17 protein-coding genes are annotated in these 16,367 nt (G+C 59.9%); 6 read left to right on the plus strand and 11 right to left on the minus strand.

Annotation, left to right across the window (positions count from 1 at the left end; all coding sequences use genetic code 11):
• Positions 1-79: 79 nt before the first annotated feature.
• The 6 genes from msrQ to OGL93_RS18995 form a co-directional block, all read right to left on the minus strand.
• Positions 80-700, minus strand: a complete 621-nt coding sequence (msrQ, locus tag OGL93_RS18970; RefSeq protein WP_263264414.1) for a protein-methionine-sulfoxide reductase heme-binding subunit MsrQ — start codon at positions 698-700, stop codon at positions 80-82.
• Entirely contained in the window at positions 700-1,713 is a 1,014-nt protein-coding gene (msrP, locus tag OGL93_RS18975) for a protein-methionine-sulfoxide reductase catalytic subunit MsrP (RefSeq protein ID WP_263264415.1), read from the minus strand. Before msrP ends, msrQ begins: the two co-directional genes overlap by 1 nt.
• Before the next feature lie 59 nt (positions 1,714-1,772).
• The gene (gene pssA, locus OGL93_RS18980; protein WP_263264416.1) at positions 1,773-2,621 is read right to left on the minus strand and encodes a CDP-diacylglycerol--serine O-phosphatidyltransferase; all 849 of its coding nucleotides are present in this window, start codon (positions 2,619-2,621) and stop codon (positions 1,773-1,775) included.
• A 145-nt stretch (positions 2,622-2,766) separates the two neighbouring features.
• Positions 2,767-3,783, minus strand: a complete 1,017-nt coding sequence (gene ilvC / locus OGL93_RS18985) for a ketol-acid reductoisomerase (protein ID WP_263264417.1) — start codon at positions 3,781-3,783, stop codon at positions 2,767-2,769.
• Positions 3,784-3,832: 49 nt separating this feature from the next.
• Positions 3,833-4,324, minus strand: coding sequence for an acetolactate synthase small subunit (ilvN, locus tag OGL93_RS18990; protein ID WP_263264418.1), 492 nt, complete (start codon positions 4,322-4,324; stop codon positions 3,833-3,835).
• A gap of 2 nt (positions 4,325-4,326) precedes the next feature.
• Entirely contained in the window at positions 4,327-6,051 is a 1,725-nt protein-coding gene (locus tag OGL93_RS18995) for an acetolactate synthase 3 large subunit (RefSeq protein WP_263264419.1), read from the minus strand.
• A gap of 355 nt (positions 6,052-6,406) precedes the next feature.
• On the opposite strand from OGL93_RS18995, the gene OGL93_RS19000 reads away from it, so the two are divergent.
• Positions 6,407-6,847, plus strand: a complete 441-nt coding sequence (locus OGL93_RS19000; protein ID WP_263264420.1) for a DUF4124 domain-containing protein — start codon at positions 6,407-6,409, stop codon at positions 6,845-6,847.
• Between the two features lie 21 nt (positions 6,848-6,868).
• On the opposite strand, the gene OGL93_RS19005 is transcribed toward OGL93_RS19000, so the two are convergent.
• The 3 genes from OGL93_RS19005 to mrcB are packed head-to-tail and all read right to left on the minus strand — an operon-like array spanning position 6,869 to position 10,288.
• Positions 6,869-7,204, minus strand: a complete 336-nt coding sequence (locus OGL93_RS19005; RefSeq protein ID WP_263264422.1) for a YqcC family protein — start codon at positions 7,202-7,204, stop codon at positions 6,869-6,871.
• A 5-nt stretch (positions 7,205-7,209) separates the two neighbouring features.
• Positions 7,210-7,950, minus strand: a complete 741-nt coding sequence (locus OGL93_RS19010; RefSeq protein ID WP_346659657.1) for a tetratricopeptide repeat protein — start codon at positions 7,948-7,950, stop codon at positions 7,210-7,212.
• 13 nt (positions 7,951-7,963) lie between these two features.
• The gene (mrcB, locus tag OGL93_RS19015) at positions 7,964-10,288 is read right to left on the minus strand and encodes a penicillin-binding protein 1B (RefSeq protein ID WP_263264423.1); all 2,325 of its coding nucleotides are present in this window, start codon (positions 10,286-10,288) and stop codon (positions 7,964-7,966) included.
• A gap of 117 nt (positions 10,289-10,405) precedes the next feature.
• On the opposite strand from mrcB, the gene OGL93_RS19020 reads away from it, so the two are divergent.
• The 4 genes from OGL93_RS19020 to OGL93_RS19035 all read left to right on the plus strand — a co-directional run bounded on the left by OGL93_RS19020 (position 10,406) and on the right by OGL93_RS19035 (position 13,557).
• A complete protein-coding gene (locus OGL93_RS19020; protein ID WP_263264424.1) occupies positions 10,406-11,962 on the plus strand; it encodes a bifunctional aminoglycoside phosphotransferase/ATP-binding protein in 1,557 nt (518 codons plus the stop codon).
• Positions 11,963-12,048: 86 nt separating this feature from the next.
• Positions 12,049-12,393, plus strand: a complete 345-nt coding sequence (locus tag OGL93_RS19025; protein WP_263264425.1) for a pentapeptide repeat-containing protein — start codon at positions 12,049-12,051, stop codon at positions 12,391-12,393.
• A gap of 60 nt (positions 12,394-12,453) precedes the next feature.
• Positions 12,454-12,729, plus strand: a complete 276-nt coding sequence (locus OGL93_RS19030; protein ID WP_263264427.1) for a TfoX/Sxy family protein — start codon at positions 12,454-12,456, stop codon at positions 12,727-12,729.
• A gap of 36 nt (positions 12,730-12,765) precedes the next feature.
• Positions 12,766-13,557: a cyclic nucleotide-binding domain-containing protein gene (locus tag OGL93_RS19035; protein WP_263264428.1), complete on the plus strand. Its 792-nt coding sequence runs from the start codon at positions 12,766-12,768 to the stop codon at positions 13,555-13,557.
• Between the two features lie 190 nt (positions 13,558-13,747).
• On the opposite strand, the gene sfsA is transcribed toward OGL93_RS19035, so the two are convergent.
• Positions 13,748-14,461, minus strand: a complete 714-nt coding sequence (gene sfsA, locus OGL93_RS19040) for a DNA/RNA nuclease SfsA (RefSeq protein WP_263264429.1) — start codon at positions 14,459-14,461, stop codon at positions 13,748-13,750.
• Positions 14,461-15,633 (minus strand): pyridoxal phosphate-dependent aminotransferase, encoded by a 1,173-nt coding sequence (locus tag OGL93_RS19045; protein ID WP_263264431.1) that lies wholly within the window; start codon positions 15,631-15,633, stop codon positions 14,461-14,463. The genes sfsA and OGL93_RS19045 overlap by 1 nt, the downstream gene beginning before the upstream one ends.
• Positions 15,634-15,889: 256 nt before the next feature.
• Here OGL93_RS19045 and dksA point away from each other — a divergent pair, with 256 nt between their 5' ends.
• On the plus strand, positions 15,890-16,336 hold the full coding sequence (gene dksA / locus OGL93_RS19050) for an RNA polymerase-binding protein DksA (RefSeq protein ID WP_263264432.1): 447 nt from the start codon (positions 15,890-15,892) through the stop codon (positions 16,334-16,336).
• The last annotated feature ends 31 nt before the right edge of the window (positions 16,337-16,367 follow it).

Here is a 16,367-nt window from a genome sequence, read left to right on the forward strand (position 1 = left end):
CAACCCTCTGATTTACAAGGAGTTTGCCGTTCCGTTGTCGCTGGAAGTGGGGCGCATTATAAGGGCTTTCGAAGGGGCGTCAAGCGCTTGTTTTGAAAATAGACTGTTTATTTGCCTTTCGGCGAAGCCGACGAGCTATGGCGGGCAAGCGGAGCAGCATCAATAGAGCGCCAATAGCGGCATAGACCGACCATTCCCGCCAGTCCGCGCGCACCACCCAAAGAAAATGCAGCAGGGCCAGCCCAAGCACCGCATATACAGCTTTGTGCAATTTCAGCCACTTTTTCCCAAGCTTGCGTTGACTGGCTCGATTCGACGTTACCGCCAGGGCCAGCAATATCAGCCAGGCCAGCGCCCCTACTATAATGTACGGCCGTTTGCGAAGCTCAACGGTGAGCTGCCCGAGATCGAAGCCAAGGACAAAAAACAGGTAGGCCACCAAGTGAAGCGCCGCGTAGGCAAAACACCACAGGCCCAGCTGTCGCCGCACCACGATCCAGCCACTCCAGCCGGTCAACTTCTGCAACGGTGTCATGCTCAGCGTAATAAGCAGCATGATCAGGGCGCCCAGGCCAAGCCGCTCAAGCAAAACCTTGCCTGGGTCCGGCCCCAGCGCGAACATCCAGGCTTGATATACCCACAGCACCGGCCACACGGCTACGAAGAGAAAGATGACTAGTCGAAACCAGGGATAACGCATCAATAATTCACCTTCAGGTCGAGCCCGGCATACAGCGGCGCCACTTCTTCTGCGTAGCCGTTGAACATCTGAGTTTCTCGCACATTTGGGGAGAACAGCCCACTCGGCAAGCGGCGTTCCCGGGCTTGCGTCCATCGCGGATGGTCCACCTGCGGATTGACGTTGGCGTAGAACCCATACTCCTGAGGTGCAATCCCCTGCCAGGTAGTGCGCGGTTGTTCAGTAACCAAACTGATTCGAACGATAGATTTGATCCCCTTGAAACCATATTTCCAAGGGACGATTAGACGTAACGGAGCGCCGTTCTGGTTTGGCAGTTCCCGGCCATACATTCCCACGGCCATCAGGGTAAGTGGATGCATGGCTTCATCCAGCCGCAAGCCCTCCTCGTATGGCCACTGTATATAGGAGAAGCTCGACCGTTGACCGGGCATGGTGGCTGGATCCTGCAGCGTTTCGAAACGCACATAGCGAGCGCGAGAAGTTGGCTGGACCTGGCTGAGGATGCTTGCCAGAGGAAAGCCCAACCATGGAATGACCATCGACCACGCCTCGACGCAGCGCAGGCGGTAGATCCGCTCTTCGAGCCGGTACGGCTTCACGAAGTCTTCGAGGTTGTACCTGCCTGGCTTACCCACTTCCCCGTCCACCACGACGGACCATGGCTCAGTCTTCAAGCTACCCGCATTTTGAGCCGGATCGCCTTTGTCCGTACCGAACTCATAGTAGTTGTTGTAGTGAGTGGCATCTTTGAACGGAGTGATGCTTTCTCCCGAAGCAGTAACGGCCTGCCAGCGGGTGTCGTCGAGCTTGGCCTGAAACCAGGCCGGCGCACGACCAGGCTCGACACCCTCATAGGCAGAAGGCTGAGCAGCATCACCCCAGGCGGGTAGCGCCGCCCCGGCAGCGAGCGCCACCCCACCGGCCATTAGTGCGCGCCGGGAGAGATAGATAGCTTCGGGAGTGACATCGGATTCATGGCAAGCCGACGCCGGGGTAACCTTGAAGATCATGGGGCACACTCCGCATACACAGTTCCAATACCGTGAGACGGAGTGTGCCTCGGTTTATTTCACTTGTGCCGACGGAGACGCAACAAATGTTGTACGGGGCCCGAGGCTGCATAGACAACGAAAATGAGCAGCAAGATCTTCGGAGGGTCGATAAACACGACGGCGAACACCAACACAACCGCCAGGATCGCTACAAAAGGCACGCGCCCTTTAAGGTCTAGCTCTTTGAAACTGTTGTACTTGATGTTGCTGACCATCAACATACCCGCACCCGCGACCAGGATGGCAACCAGGAACGAGAGCTTGGCTCCCGGGATATCCAGGTCACTTAGTGCCCATACGGTGCCGGCCACTACACCCGCTGCAGCCGGGCTAGCCAGGCCGATGAAGTAACGTTTATCTGCCTTGCCTACCTGGGTATTGAAGCGCGCCAGGCGCAAGGCCGCTCCAGCCACGTAGATAAATGCCACCATCCAGCCGACCTTGCCCATTGCGCCCAACGCCCAGACAAACGCCAGGAGCGCTGGCGCCATACCGAAGGCCACCATATCCGAAAGCGAGTCGTACTCGGCGCCGAATGCACTTTGGGTGTTGGTCATACGCGCCACGCGGCCGTCCAGCCCATCGAGCACCATGGCGACAAAGATCGCGATGGCGGCAAATGAGAAGTACTTGACGGCATCGACTGAGTTGCCAGCGCTCAATGCGCTCTGCGCAGTGATCGAGTTAATGATCGAATAGAAACCGGCGAACAGGTTAGCGGTAGTGAACAGGTTGGGGAGCAAGTAAATGCCACGATGGCGGACCTTGCGCCCTTCGGCATCCTGTCCCTCTTCAACGTGCTCGTCGACAGGGAGCAGGCTATCGGCGTCGGGGGCCGTGTTCGGCTCTTCGGGGCGTTCGCTCATAAACAGTACCTTGCAACGTGTGAAAAATATCGACAGGCGTCTGGGACGGGGGTTCGCCCACAAACGTTGCAGCTTTATACCAGAAGGCTGCGGCCGAAACGAAAAAACGCGGCCGGGGCCGCGTTTTCGGGGTCACTGAATTGAATCAGTTCTTTGCTTTGTCGACGATCTTATTCGCAGAAATCCAAGGCATCATCGAGCGCAGCTGCTCGCCGATGACTTCGATACCGTGTGCCGCGTTGTTGCGACGGCGGGCCGTCATGGACGGATAGTTGGCAGCGCCTTCAGCGATGAACATCTTGGCGTATTCACCATCCTGGATACGCTTGAGCGCGTTACGCATGGCCTTGCGAGATTCTTCGTTGATGACTTCCGGGCCAGTGACGTATTCACCATATTCGGCGTTATTGGAGATCGAGTAGTTCATGTTGGCGATACCGCCTTCGTACATGAGGTCGACGATCAGCTTCAGCTCATGCAGGCACTCGAAGTAAGCCATTTCCGGGGCGTAGCCAGCTTCGACCAGGGTCTCGAAGCCAGCTTTTACCAACTCGACAGCACCGCCACACAGTACGGCCTGTTCACCGAACAAGTCGGTTTCGGTTTCGTCCTTGAAAGTGGTTTCGATAATGCCGGTACGGCCGCCACCGACGCCCGCAGCGTAGGACAGTGCAACGTTCTTGGCATTACCGGAGGCGTCTTGGTAGATCGCGATCAGGTCTGGGATACCGCCGCCCTTTACGAACTCAGAGCGCACAGTGTGGCCTGGAGCCTTCGGCGCGATCATGATCACGTCCAGGTCGCCACGCGGGACGATCTGGTTGTAATGGATAGCGAAGCCATGGGAGAAGGCCAACGTGGCGCCCTGCTTGAGGTTCGGCTCCACTTCGTCCTTGTACAGGCGCGACTGGAATTCATCCGGAGTCAGGATCATCACCAGGTCGGCGGAGGCGACGGCGCTGGCGACGTCGGTCACTTTCAGGCCATGGGCCTCAGCCTTGGCGACGGTCGCCGAACCCTTACGCAGGCCAACAACGACATCGACACCGGAGTCCTTCAGGTTGCACGCCTGGGCGTGGCCCTGGGAACCGTAACCGATGATGGCGACTTTCTTGCCCTGGATGATGGACAGGTCGCAGTCTTTGTCGTAATAAACTTTCATGAAATTCCCCTGGTTATCCTGGCCCTGAGGCCATCTGCAAAATAGGTGGTTAGATGCTGAGGACTTTGTCGCCGCGCGCGATACCGGTGACGCCACTGCGCACGGTTTCGAGAATCGACGCGGTGCCAATGGCCTGAATGAAGCTGTCGAGCTTGTCGCTGGTGCCGGTCAGCTGCACGGTGTACACGCTGCTGGTGACGTCGACGATCTGCCCGCGGAAGATATCGGTAGTGCGCTTGACCTCTGCGCGCTGAGCGCCGGTGGCCTTGACCTTTACCAGCATCAATTCGCGTTCGATATGTGCGCTTTCCGAAAGGTCGACCAGCTTTACTACCTCAACCAGCTTGTTGAGGTTCTTGGTGATCTGCTCGATGACTTCATCATGACCGATGGTGGTCAGCGTCAAGCGCGACAACGTAGGGTCCTCGGTGGCCGCAACGGTCAGGCTCTCGATATTGTAGTTGCGCTGCGAGAACAGACCGACCACGCGCGAGAGCGCGCCGGGCTCGTTTTCCAACAGCAGGGAAATAATATGCCGCATGGTCAGGTCCGCTCCGTCTTGCTCAGCCACATGTCACGCATAGCGCCGTCCTTGATCTGCATCGGATAGACGTGCTCGCTGGTATCGACCTGGATATCCAGGAACACCAGGCGATCTTTCATGGCAAAGGCTTCGGCCATCATCGGCTTGAGGTCTTTGAGGTCGGTAATACGCATACCTACGTGCCCGTAGGCTTCTGCAAGCTTGACGAAATCTGGAAGCGATTCCATGTACGAGTGCGAGTGGCGACTGCTGTAGTTCATGTCCTGCCACTGGCGGACCATGCCCAATACGCCGTTGTTCAGGTTGACGATCTTCACCGGCAAGCCGTATTGCATACAGGTGGACAGCTCCTGGATGTTCATCTGGATACTGCCCTCCCCGGTAACGCACGCCACGTCGTTCTCTGGGAAATTCAACTTCACGCCCATCGCGGCGGGGAAGCCGAACCCCATCGTGCCGAGGCCGCCCGAGTTGATCCAACGGTTAGGCTTGTCGAACGGATAGTATTGCGCCGCGAACATCTGGTGCTGGCCAACATCGGAAGTGACGAAAGCATCACCTTGGGTTACTTCCCACAACGTACGAATCACGGTCTGCGGTTTAATGATCTGCCCGTCGCCGTGTTCGTAAGGGAACAAGCCGCGCTCGCCGCGCCACTCGTCGATCTGCTTCCACCAACTGGCGACCGCTTCCTTGTCCGGGGTCTGCCCGAGTTCCTTGTAGGCAGCGACCATATCGGTCAGCACGCTTTCAACCGGCCCTACGATCGGCACATCGGCCTTGATGGTTTTAGAAATGGACGCCGGATCGATATCCACATGGATGATCTTGGCATTGGGGCAGAACTTGGCGGCACCGTTGATAACACGGTCATCGAAACGCGCGCCAACGGCCAGGATGACATCAGCGTGGTGCATGGTCAGGTTGGCGGTATAGCTGCCGTGCATTCCCAGCATGCCGATGAACTGGCGATCCGTGCCTGGGTAACCACCCAGGCCCATCAAGGTGTTGGTCACCGGCGCGTTCAACAGCCGTGCAAGTTCGGTGAGCGGAGCCGAAGCACCGCCCAGGATGACACCGCCACCGGAATAAATGACTGGTCGCCGGGCGCTGACAAGCATTTCGGCAGCCTTGCGAATCTGCCCGGAATGCCCACGCACTGCCGGCGAATACGAACGCAGCTTGACCTTCTTGGGATATACGTACTCGAACTTTTCCGCCGGGTTGGTCATGTCTTTGGGAATATCGACCACTACCGGGCCAGGGCGGCCAGACTCGGCGAGATAAAAGGCTTTCTTCAGCACTTCGGGGATTTCCGAAGCATGCTTGATCATGAAGCTGTGCTTCACGATGGGCCGGGAAATACCGATCATGTCGGTTTCCTGGAAAGCATCGGTGCCGACCATGGTGCTCGGCACCTGGCCTGACAGCACGACCATCGGGATCGAGTCCATGTAAGCGGTGGCGATACCGGTAATTGCGTTGGTAGCGCCTGGGCCGGAAGTGACCAGTACTACGCCGGCCTTGCCGGTAGCACGGGCATAACCATCCGCCATGTGGGTGGCAGCCTGCTCATGCCGAACCAGAATGTGCGCGACATCGGGTTCCTTGAACAAGGCATCGTAAACATGAAGGAGAGCACCGCCTGGGTACCCGTAGATGTGCTTGACACCTTCGTCACGCAAAAAGCGGACGACCATCTCAGCGCCGGATAAGAGCTCCACGTTGTTCACCTCTAAAACGCCAGAATACCGCCTAGGAAGGCGGGTCCATTAGGTTTACTGCCAAGCAGAGCATGAGCGACGGTGGTCGCCGACTACGTCAGCACTGACTGAGCAAGTATTGGGACTTCCCCAAATGTTGCGGGGGTTTCCCACCCAGCGCGAGGTAACGCGTTGCGGGTGTAACAGGTCGGCGCGGGTGTGCGCCTCATGATCTGCTGAGCGGGTCTGCTTCTGGCAGCACCTTCACAGCGGACTTTGGATTGTTGTGAATAGCCTTTCTCAAGTCAAGTGATCTGTTGCCTTTCTTCTTCTGTGGTAATTTTGCCCAAAGCCCCCTTGAACGAACGGAGCGGTCATGCGCCTTAGATGCCTGGTAGCCAGCCTGATGCTGGTATCAATGGGGTCGCTGCAAGCGGCTCAGGTGTACAAATGGATCGATGCCAACGGCATTCCCCACTTTGACGCCAAGCCACCCACCGGGCAGGTCGCCACGCCTATCGACACCCATGCTCCGCCGCCAGCCAGCCCTGGCAAGGCCCCCGCGAATGCAGATGACGACGACGTAGATAACGATCCGGAGCAGAAGGACGCGAATGCGAAGGTCCGCGAGCAGGTGGCCGAGCAGGAAGAAAAGACCAAGGAATTCTGCGAGCAGGCACGGACGAATCTTGCCCAGTTGAATAACAACCCGAGGGTACGCCAAGAGGTTGATGGGGAACTGCGGCGCCTCACCGAAGAGGAGCGCCAGGCAAAAATCAGCGAAACCCGCAAGGCAATCGCCGATCAGTGCCACTGATCCCTGGGGTTCTTCGCTATATCAGGCTTGGGTTTCGCCCGAGATCAGCAGATCGAACCGCCGCAGCGAGGCCATCAGCGCAATGGCTTCGCCTGGCCGGTTGACATAGATCATCTCAGCCATCGCCAGGATGCCCGAGGCGTCCGGCAGCGCTAGCCCGTTCTCGACGATCAGCTTCATCCGCGGCAAGAAGATCCACTGCAGCCACTCTTCGAACTGCAGCGTATCGATACAGAAAGGTTCGGGGCTGGCCAAGGCTTCGACGCTGGGCGGCGAATCGGCCCACCAACCGGCCTGGCGTAGCGCCTGCTCGATCAGCAAGAGCTGGTCGGCAATTGCCGGAAGGCGACTGTCCATGGCAGCTAACCCCGTGCGTTCTGGCGAGCCAGGGCAGCACCGGCGGCGTCGCCCTGCTTTTCCCGCGCCTGGGCGATGGTCTCCCAGAGTCGTGTTTGGAGGTCTGGCCGGCCATTGGCGTAGCTCAGGGCCCTGCGCGCGAACTGCTCGGCCTGGGCCGCATCACCTTGCGCAAGCCTTACCTGCGCCAGGCGGAACAGCACCTGGGGCTCACGCGGTGCGATGCGCTGGGCCCGCTCCAGGCTCGACGACGCGCCGTTGAGGTCTCCACCGCCTTGCTGCTGCTGGGCAGTGGTCAACAATGCCAGCACTGGCCCATCCAACTGTTCGTCCGCGGCCAAACCGCCACTGGCTTGGCTTGCCGAGGGAATGCCACTGGGCGCAACGCTGGCGGAATTGTAAAGGCTGCCCGAGGGAACACCCGGCGCCGGCGTTGGAGCGGAATAGGCCGGGCCGCTGGTGACGGGGCCCGGAGTGATTGGGCTGGTACTGATAGGGGCCGCGCTTGCCTGTATAGGCGCGCTGGACGTTGGGACCATCACGGTAACGCCGCTGTCTTCGGGCATCGCCTGCACCGGTGCAGGAGCGGCTGGCGCACGATAGGTCCCGTTACGTTTCGCCGACACCCGCTCGCTGTTGGACACCGCCGACCCTTGGTCGACGACGGGAATCGATCCACGCGGGACGCTGGCGCAGCCTTGCAACAGCACTGCCGCCGTCACCATTGGAAACCACCACTTGTTCACGTCAGCTCCTCAATCAATTCAACCAACCCTTGATCCAGTCCATCACTGGGGCGGCCGGGGAATCGGTGCCGCCACCACACGCCACGCCGGGCGCGGGTTCGCTGCCACGAATATAAGGCATCTGTACCGCGTTGGGGCAGCCTTCGGCCGACCCCTGGCCAGTCTGGGCATCCACCCAAGCCAGTACGATGTTGTCTGGCACCGCCATATTCAGTGGTAGCGGGTCGGCCTTGCGCATGAAGTTGGTCCACACCTGCAGTGCACCCGTCGCCCCGGTATAAGGCGTTTTGCCGTTGTCGTCGCGGCCCATCCATACCACGGCCAACAGGTCCTGGCTGAACCCTGCGAACCAACTGTCGCGTGAGTCGTTGGTGGTACCGGTCTTGCCGGCAAGGTTGAGCGACGAGGGCAGTACGTTATACACCGACCGCGCGGTACCTTCGCGAACCACGCGCTGCATGGCCGTCTGGATGAGATAGATGCTGCCAGGATCGAAACGTTGCTGGATCTGGAACGGGTAGCGCTTGAGCGGTTGACCTTCGGCAGTCAGCACGCTGCGAATACCGCGCATGGGAGTGTTGTAGCCGCCATTGGCGATGGTCTGGTAGACCGTGGCCACCTGCATCGGCGTCAGTGCCCCAGCCCCAAGCAGCATCGAAGGATAGGCCGGCCAATCCACGTCGACGCCAAGCTTGCCGAGGGTCTTGAACACATTGGGGATTCCCAGGTCCAGGCCAAGCCGAGCGCTCGACAGGTTGTAGGAGTGAGCCAGGCCTTGATAGAGGAAAATGGTTCCGTTGGAGCCTCGCTCATAGTTTTGCGGGGTCCACACCTGGCCATCGGCGCCCTTCACCGAGAAGGGCTCGTCCTTGATCCAACTGGTCAGGGTGTATTGGCTGGGCTTTTCTAGCGCCGTGAGATAAATGGCCGGCTTTACCAGCGAGCCAATCGGCCGCACCGCATCCAACGCCCTGTTGAAGCCAGCGAAGCCCGCCTGGCGGCTGCCTACCAATGCCTGAACCTCGCCACTCTCTGGATTCGTTACCACCATGGCCGTTTCCAGCGCATCGCCCCCCTTGCGGGCGGAGAACCGTGTGAAGCTCTCGCTGACCGCCGCTTCGGCTTTCATCTGCAGGATAGGGTCGAAGCTGGTGAAGATACGCAGGCCTTCGCCGGTAAGGTCTTCGTCGCGATAATCCTCGCGCAGCTGCCGCTTGACCAGATCGAGGAAGCCCGGGAAGGAGCTGTCGGCGAGGCTGCCGCGCTGGGTAACACCTAGCGGCATTTTCTTCGCCGCCGCCACGGCGTCCGCCGAGGCTACCCCCTGCTCCTGCAAGAGGTCGAGTACCAGATTGCGGCGCTCCAACGCACGGTCCGGATAACGGCGCGGGTTGTAATAGGAAGGCCCTTTGACCATACCCACCAGCAGCGCCACCTGATGCAGCTTGAGCTCCGACAGCGGCTGGCTGAAGAAGAATTGGCTGGCCAGCCCGAAGCCGTGAACGGCGCGTTGCCCGTCCTGGCCGATAAATACTTCGTTGAGGTAGGCCTCGAGGATTTCCTGTTTGCTGTAGTGCACCTCGAGCAGCATGGCCATCATCGCTTCAGTCAGCTTGCGGCTCAGGCTGCGCTCGTTAGTCAGGTAAAAGTTCTTTACCAACTGCTGCGTGAGCGTACTGCCGCCCTGGCGCATTTGCCCAGATGACGCGTTGATATAAACCGCCCGCGCAATGGACTTGGGCGACACGCCGAAATGGTGATAGAAATCCCGGTCCTCGACCGTCACCAAGGTTTCGACCAAATACGGCGGCACCTGGTCCAGCTTGATGAGAATGCGATCTTCAAGGTTCTTGGGATAAATGCCGCCAATTAGCAGAGGCTCGAGGCGCACCACCGGAAGCTTGTCGCCACCGGTGCCACTGAGCTCGGCAACATAGTCGCCAGAAAAACGCACCCGCACCGGCCTAGCCTGCTCCAGCCCTTCATAGAACTGGAAGCCGCGGGTGTTAAGCGAAACGGTGTTGCCTGCAACCGCGACCTGCCCCGGGCCGTCGACGGCGTTGCCGCGGCGGTAGCCCAGCGCGTCCAGTTCAGTGAGGAAGTCCTTGAGCTCCAGCTTCTGCCCGACGAACAGCTCCAGGGGCCGTGCGTATACCTTGGCAGGGATGGTCCAGCGCTTGCCGGAGAATTTCTCCTGCACCACTGCATCGAGGTAAATAGCTACCCCGGCAAGGGCGACCAGGCCCACCAGGCCGAGCTTCAAGGCCCAACCGAGCCAGGTACGGGCACGACTTGCAGAGGAACGAGAGGATTTGCGGGGGGATCGGCTACGTGTCATGGCGGCGGATTATACGCAGTTTGCGCACCTGCAAACAGAAACCTTGTTGCGGTTTGCAGCACCGCCCCAAGCCGCCATAATGATCAGCAATGCCCCTCGACCGCATAAGGATTTCCCGTGAGTCAAGCTCTCATAGCTGCGCTGCAGAACCCGGCGCTTTACCCGCACCCGGTTGAAGCTTTCGAGCTTATCGAAACGCACATTTCCTGGGTCATCCTGACGGGCGAATACGCTTACAAGGTGAAAAAGCCGGTCAATTTCGGTTTCCTCGACTTCACCACCCTGGCCGCGCGCGAGCATTTCTGCCAGGAAGAACTGCGCCTCAACCAACGGCTGACCCACGGCTTATACCTGGAAGTCCTGGCGGTCACCGGCAGCGAGACCGAGCCAGTGCTTGGCGGGGACGGCCCGGCGATCGACTATGTATTGAAAATGCGTCAGTTTCCCCAAAGCCAGCTGCTGAGCACCCTGCAAGCGAACGGCGAGCTAGGTAGCACGGAGATTGACTCGATCGCCAGGCAAATCGCCCGCTTCCATCAGGCCGCCCCTCGGGTAGCCGCCGACCGCAGCGAAGGCTCGCCGGAAAGCGTGATGGCGCCGGTACTGCAAAACTTCGAACAGATCCGGCCTTTCCTTTCCGATCGGGCCGACCTGACCCAGCTCGAGGCGCTCGAAGCCTGGGCCCGGGCCGAATACGATCGCCTGCTGCCCTTGCTGCAGGAGCGCAAGGCCAGCGGCTACATTCGCGAGTGCCATGGCGATCTGCACCTGGGCAACGCTACCTTGATAGGCGGCGAGGTGGTGATCTTCGACTGCATCGAATTCAATGAACCCTTCCGCATGACGGATGTGTACGCCGACATCGGCTTCCTCGCCATGGACTTGGAAGACCGCGGCCTCAAGTGCCTGTCCCGCCGCTGGGTAACCCGCTACCTGGAACTGACCGGTGATTATGCCGGGCTGCCGTTGCTTAATTTCTACAAGGCCTATCGGGCGATGGTCCGTGCGAAGGTAGCGCTGTTCAGCATGCCGGCGAACGCGGACGGCTTGCAACGCAAGACCGCGCTGCGCCAATACCGCAACTATGCAACCCTCGCGGAAAGCTACAGCGCAATCCCTTCTCGTTTTCTGGCGATCACCAGCGGTGTATCCGCCGTGGGCAAAAGCCATGTGGCCTTGCGCCTGGTAGAGGCGTTGGGTGCCATTCGTCTTCGCTCCGATGTGGAGCGTAAGCGGCTGTTCCCCGAAAGCGAGCCGGGAGACAGCAACGCCCTGTATAGCGAGCAGGCCAGCGAAGCGACTTATGACCGGCTGCATCAACTCGCGGGCACGGTATTGGGCGCTGGTTTCCCCGTGGTATTGGACGCAACTTACCTCAAGCAGCCCCAACGCGCTGCGGCGCAAGCCATCGCACAGGCTCGTGGCGTACCGTTCATCATCCTCGACTGCGCAGCGCCGCAAGCCATTATCGAGAGCTGGCTGAGCCAGCGCCAAGCTCAGCTGCATGAGCGGGACCCTTCGGACGCAACGCTTGAGGTCATTGCCACCCAGGAACGCAACCGCGACCCGCTTTCCGGGGAGGAACGGCTGGCAGCCCGAAGCGTGGCCACGCATGATGCCCAAAGCGTCGACGCCCTGCTGGACACCATCCGCCAGCGACTACCGGGGCTTTGATCTGAGCGGGGCGTGAACCAGTCCACACCTTCGGAATCCGGGTGGTGTCATTATGATGGCGCCACTTTCTCAACGGAGATGCTGCCATGACCCAGCCCAGGCTGATTGCTTCGCCCCTTTTTGCGCTCGTCAGAGAGGAAAACATCCAGGCATTCAACGAAGAAAAGCGCCGGGCCGGCGCGGTGGACTTCTCCGGTGGTGACTTTCGCGGCCTGGATCTACGCAATCTCGATGCCGAGGGCGTGGACCTGAGCGATGCCTATTTCCGTTCAGCAGACCTGCGCGGCATAGATTTTCGCGGCGCTCGCCTGGAAGGGGCTTCTCTGGCCCATGCACAGATTTCGGGCGCTTACTTTCCGCCAGAACTCAGCGCCGACGAGATTCTCATGTCGGTCAATTTCGGTACCCGGCTTCGCTACCGAACGAAATGATCCAGGGCCGCTAAACTTCTGCGCTAGGCCGCAGCGTGGCCGCCCCGGTAAGGAGCGTGGATGAACGACGAGCTACAGGACCTGCGAAACCTCGGTAAAACGTCCGCCCAATGGCTGCATGCCGTTGGCATTCATAGCGCGGCCGACCTACGTCGTCTGGGCGCGGTCGACGCTTACCGGGCAGTGAAAACCCGAGGCTTCCGGGCCTCGAAAGTGTTGCTGTATGCCATTGAGGGCGCGTTACTGGGCGTCCATTGGAACGATGTACCGCTCGAGCGCAAAGAGGCGCTGAACAAAGCGCTGGAGGCGCTATCACCTGCGCGCCAGAAAACCTGACCCGCCGCGCTAATTTGCGAGGCCCGAGACCGAATCATGTATGTAGTTGGGGAGCAGTCGGCCTACGCCGAAGAATGGATCAACAGGCTGCAGGGCATTCCGGCCCAGCTTCTGGACGATACGCAGCCTGAAGGCGAAGCGCTGGAGGTGCCCGCCGGCACCTCTTTGGACGCGCATCTAGAGGCCGGGCGGCTTTATTTGATCGAGGCGGGGCTGGTGCATGTCAGCCTCAATGAACGCAGCCTGTTCTACCTTAGCGAAGGCGACCTGCTCAACCTTGCCCCTGCGCCCGTAGGCTTCAACTGCCAATACCAGGCAGCCGCGCCACTGCGCCTGGTTTCATATGACCGTGATAATGCCCTGGCGCAGGTGTGTGCCAACGGGCGAGGTGCGCTGCTGGCAGACTACCTGGGAGGCCATGCCTGGCTGCTGGCCGAAGCGGTGACTCGCTTGAAACAGCCTGAATATCGCAGCGCCAGCGGCTTCAAGCATGTTGCCGCGGGAGAGGTATTGATCCGCCAGGGCGACGAGCCGGACCATGTGTTCATCATTATCGATGGCCATGCGGAGGTATTCGTGGATGGCCTGAAGGTAGGGGACGTCGCGAAAGAGGAAATCTTCGGCGCAATGGCGGTGTTCACGGAAGAGAAGCGCACCGCCACCGTTATCGCCAGCACGGCGTGCACCGTCATGCTGATTCCGAAGGATCAGTTCCTTGCCATGACCCAATCCAACCCTCGTATTGCGCACAGCCTGATCGAAAGCATGGCGAAGAAAATCAATGTGTTGAATCGTCAGTTGACCAGCCCGGGATTGGATGGGCAATGAATTTGAAAATGCACTTGACTCTCAAATGAGAATAGTTATGATTAGCACAACTGATCGCGAGATCAGCCGATAAGCAGCCCGGTGGTTCGGACTCAGCTTATCTCCTCATCAGGCTAATCACGGTTATTGACCCGGCTCTTGCCGGGTCTTTTTTTGCTCGCGATTTACTTCGGCACCTGCGCTGCGCAGGTTATCCGTCCAGATGAAGCGCCAGGCGGCGGTCGATGAAAATCGCTTCGGGCGTAAGGTGAACCCCATAGGCCAACACCTCGACGCCCTCTGCAGCGGCATTTCGCAGTGCCTGGGCATAGGCGTCGTCGATCTCGTCAGCCGGACGCACCGCCTCCACGCCTGTCAGGTTTACACAGAACAACTGGACCGCCCGCGTGCCGCGCTTGGCCAACGTAACCAATTCGCGCAAATGACGGGCGCCACGCTGGGTGACCGCATCCGGGAAGGCGGCCACGGTGGTGCCGTCAAACCCCAAGGTCACGCTTTTAACCTCTACGAATGCCTCGCCTGAAGGAAATTGCAGATGAAAATCCACTCGGCTGTTCTCTTCGCCATAGCGCACCTCGCGGCGAAGCGCGGTAAAGCCGGCCAGTTCCGGGATCGCATTGGCCAGTAGCGCTTCTTCCACCACTCGGTTGGCGCGCCCGGTGTTGATGCAAGCCAGCCGGCCTTGAGGGGTTTCGACGATTTCCCAGGTTCCTGGCAGCTTGCGCGCTGGGTCGTTGGAACGGTTGAACCACACCCGGCTACCCGGCTGCATGCAATTGAGCATGGATCCGGTATTAGGGCAGTGCAGAGTGATTTCGCTGCCATCGGCAAGCTGCACGTCAGCCAGAAAGCGTTTATAGCGGCGCAGCAGAATGCCCACCTCTAGAGGAGGATCGAATTGCATCAGCCCTGCCACCGTTGCAGGCCGCGGGCGATACGTTCCACCGCTTCTTCCAGGCGCGGCAGGGCTTGGGTGTAGGCGAAGCGTACATGCTGGCGCGCCAGGTGGCGGCCGAAGTCCAGCCCTGGGGTGAAGGCAACGTGCTCCTCCTCAAGGAAGAAGCGGGAGAGCTCATAGGCATCACCCCCTAGCCGGCTGATGTCGGCGTATAGGTAGAACGCCCCCTCAGGCTCGACGGCGATATCGAAACCAAGCCCGCGCAGCGCAGGCAAGAGGAAGTCGCGCCGCTGCCGGAACGCTTCCCGGCGCTGCTCGAGGATTTCCAGGGTCTGGGGCTCGAAGCAGGCGAGCGCGGCATGTTGCGCAATGCTCGGGGCGCTGATGTAAAGGTTTTGCGCGAGCTTCTCCAGCTCAGGAACCGCCTCGGGCGGCGCGACCAGCCAGCCCAGGCGCCAGCCCGTCATACCGAAGTACTTGGAGAAGCTATTGAGCACAAACGCTGAATCGTCCACTTCCAGCACACTGCGTGCATCCATGCCGTAGGTCAGCCCGTGGTAGATCTCGTCCACCACCAGATGGCCATCACGGGCTTTGAGGGCATCACTGAGTGCCCTGAAGTCGCCCAGGCCGAGCACCGCGCCGGTCGGGTTGGCCGGAGATGCTACGAGCGCCCCCACCGATTGGGTATCCCAATGCTCCGCAACCAAGCGCGCATTGAGCTGGTAGTGATCAGCAGGGCCTACCGGCACCAGCTTGGCATCACCTTCGACGAGCCGCAGGAAGTGGCGGTTGCAGGGGTAGCCTGGGTCTGCCAGCAGCCAATGGTGGCCCGGATCGACCAGCAACGCACTGGTCAGCAGGAGCGCGCCCGAGCCGCCTGGCGTGACCATCACCCGGGCAGGGTCGATGTCCAGCCCGTAGCGTTGACCATAAAAACCTGCGATGGCCTGGCGCAGCGCTGGCAGGCCACGCGCGGCGGTGTAACCGGTGTGGCCAGCGGCAAGCGCCGCCTGCCCCGCCGCCACGATGGGGGCTGCGGTGACGAAATCCGGTTCGCCGATTTCAAGGTGAATCACGTCATGGCCGGCGGCCTGTAGCTCGTTCGCGCGCGCCAACAAGGCCATCACATGAAAGGGTTCGATCGCGCGGCTACGCGCACTGTAAGGCTTGGCCATGTGGCTATCTCGGGTTGCCTGGCAAAGGCTGATTCTACGGCAACCATTCCCTGGAATGCGCGGTTTCCGGTGCCGTTGAATGAATGGCTGCCGCGGATGTCGAACCCCCTTGCAAATGCCAAATCAGGCTAGACAACCGGGAGTGGCGCACCCCGATTCGATCTGGTAAGTTCGCCCGCTTGCAGTCGCGGGGCCGGCGGGCGCCGGAGATGGATCATCCCGCGCAGTGGATTAGAAGAGCGAGAGGCGGTCATTCATGCCCACCAATGAAAACCAGCAACACAGCACTGAGCTCGTTCGCGGCTTCAAACCCTATGAGGAACAAAAGGGTGAGGAGTACATGAACGATGCGATGCGGGCTCACTTCACGAAAATCCTGAATCAATGGAAACAGGAGTTGATGCAGGAAGTCGACCGCACCGTGGACCACATGAAGGATGAGGCTGCCAACTTCCCGGACCCGGCTGACCGAGCTAGCCAGGAAGAAGAGTTCAGCCTTGAACTGCGCGCCCGTGACCGTGAACGCAAGTTGATCAAGAAGATCGACAAGACCCTGCAATTGATCGAAGACAAAGACTACGGCTGGTGCGAATCCTGCGGTATCGAAATCGGCATCCGCCGCCTTGAGGCGCGTCCTACCGCCGATATGTGCGTGGACTGCAAGAGCCTCGCTGAAATCAAGGAAAAGCAGATCGGCAAATGATCTGCGCCGGGGCGCCCTCTGCGCGCGCCCC

Source organism: Pseudomonas sp. RIT-PI-S (assembly GCF_025642975.1).
In the GTDB taxonomy this organism is placed as follows: Bacteria; Pseudomonadota; Gammaproteobacteria; order Pseudomonadales; family Pseudomonadaceae; genus Aquipseudomonas.

What these genes read in the sequence shown, in the direction of transcription:
- msrQ (WP_263264414.1), bottom strand. Translation starts at nt 700, where the DNA reads ATGCGTTATCCCTGGTTTCGACTAGTCATCTTTCTCTTCGTAGCCGTG.
- msrP (WP_263264415.1), bottom strand. Translation starts at nt 1,713, where the DNA reads ATGATCTTCAAGGTTACCCCGGCGTCGGCTTGCCATGAATCCGATGTC.
- pssA (WP_263264416.1), bottom strand. Translation starts at nt 2,621, where the DNA reads ATGAGCGAACGCCCCGAAGAGCCGAACACGGCCCCCGACGCCGATAGC.
- ilvC (WP_263264417.1), bottom strand. Translation starts at nt 3,783, where the DNA reads ATGAAAGTTTATTACGACAAAGACTGCGACCTGTCCATCATCCAGGGC.
- ilvN (WP_263264418.1), bottom strand. Translation starts at nt 4,324, where the DNA reads ATGCGGCATATTATTTCCCTGCTGTTGGAAAACGAGCCCGGCGCGCTC.
- OGL93_RS19000 (WP_263264420.1), top strand. Translation starts at nt 6,407, where the DNA reads ATGCGCCTTAGATGCCTGGTAGCCAGCCTGATGCTGGTATCAATGGGG.
- OGL93_RS19005 (WP_263264422.1), bottom strand. Translation starts at nt 7,204, where the DNA reads ATGGACAGTCGCCTTCCGGCAATTGCCGACCAGCTCTTGCTGATCGAG.
- mrcB (WP_263264423.1), bottom strand. Translation starts at nt 10,288, where the DNA reads ATGACACGTAGCCGATCCCCCCGCAAATCCTCTCGTTCCTCTGCAAGT.
- OGL93_RS19025 (WP_263264425.1), top strand. Translation starts at nt 12,049, where the DNA reads ATGACCCAGCCCAGGCTGATTGCTTCGCCCCTTTTTGCGCTCGTCAGA.
- OGL93_RS19030 (WP_263264427.1), top strand. Translation starts at nt 12,454, where the DNA reads ATGAACGACGAGCTACAGGACCTGCGAAACCTCGGTAAAACGTCCGCC.
- OGL93_RS19035 (WP_263264428.1), top strand. Translation starts at nt 12,766, where the DNA reads ATGTATGTAGTTGGGGAGCAGTCGGCCTACGCCGAAGAATGGATCAAC.
- sfsA (WP_263264429.1), bottom strand. Translation starts at nt 14,461, where the DNA reads ATGCAATTCGATCCTCCTCTAGAGGTGGGCATTCTGCTGCGCCGCTAT.
- OGL93_RS19045 (WP_263264431.1), bottom strand. Translation starts at nt 15,633, where the DNA reads ATGGCCAAGCCTTACAGTGCGCGTAGCCGCGCGATCGAACCCTTTCAT.
- dksA (WP_263264432.1), top strand. Translation starts at nt 15,890, where the DNA reads ATGCCCACCAATGAAAACCAGCAACACAGCACTGAGCTCGTTCGCGGC.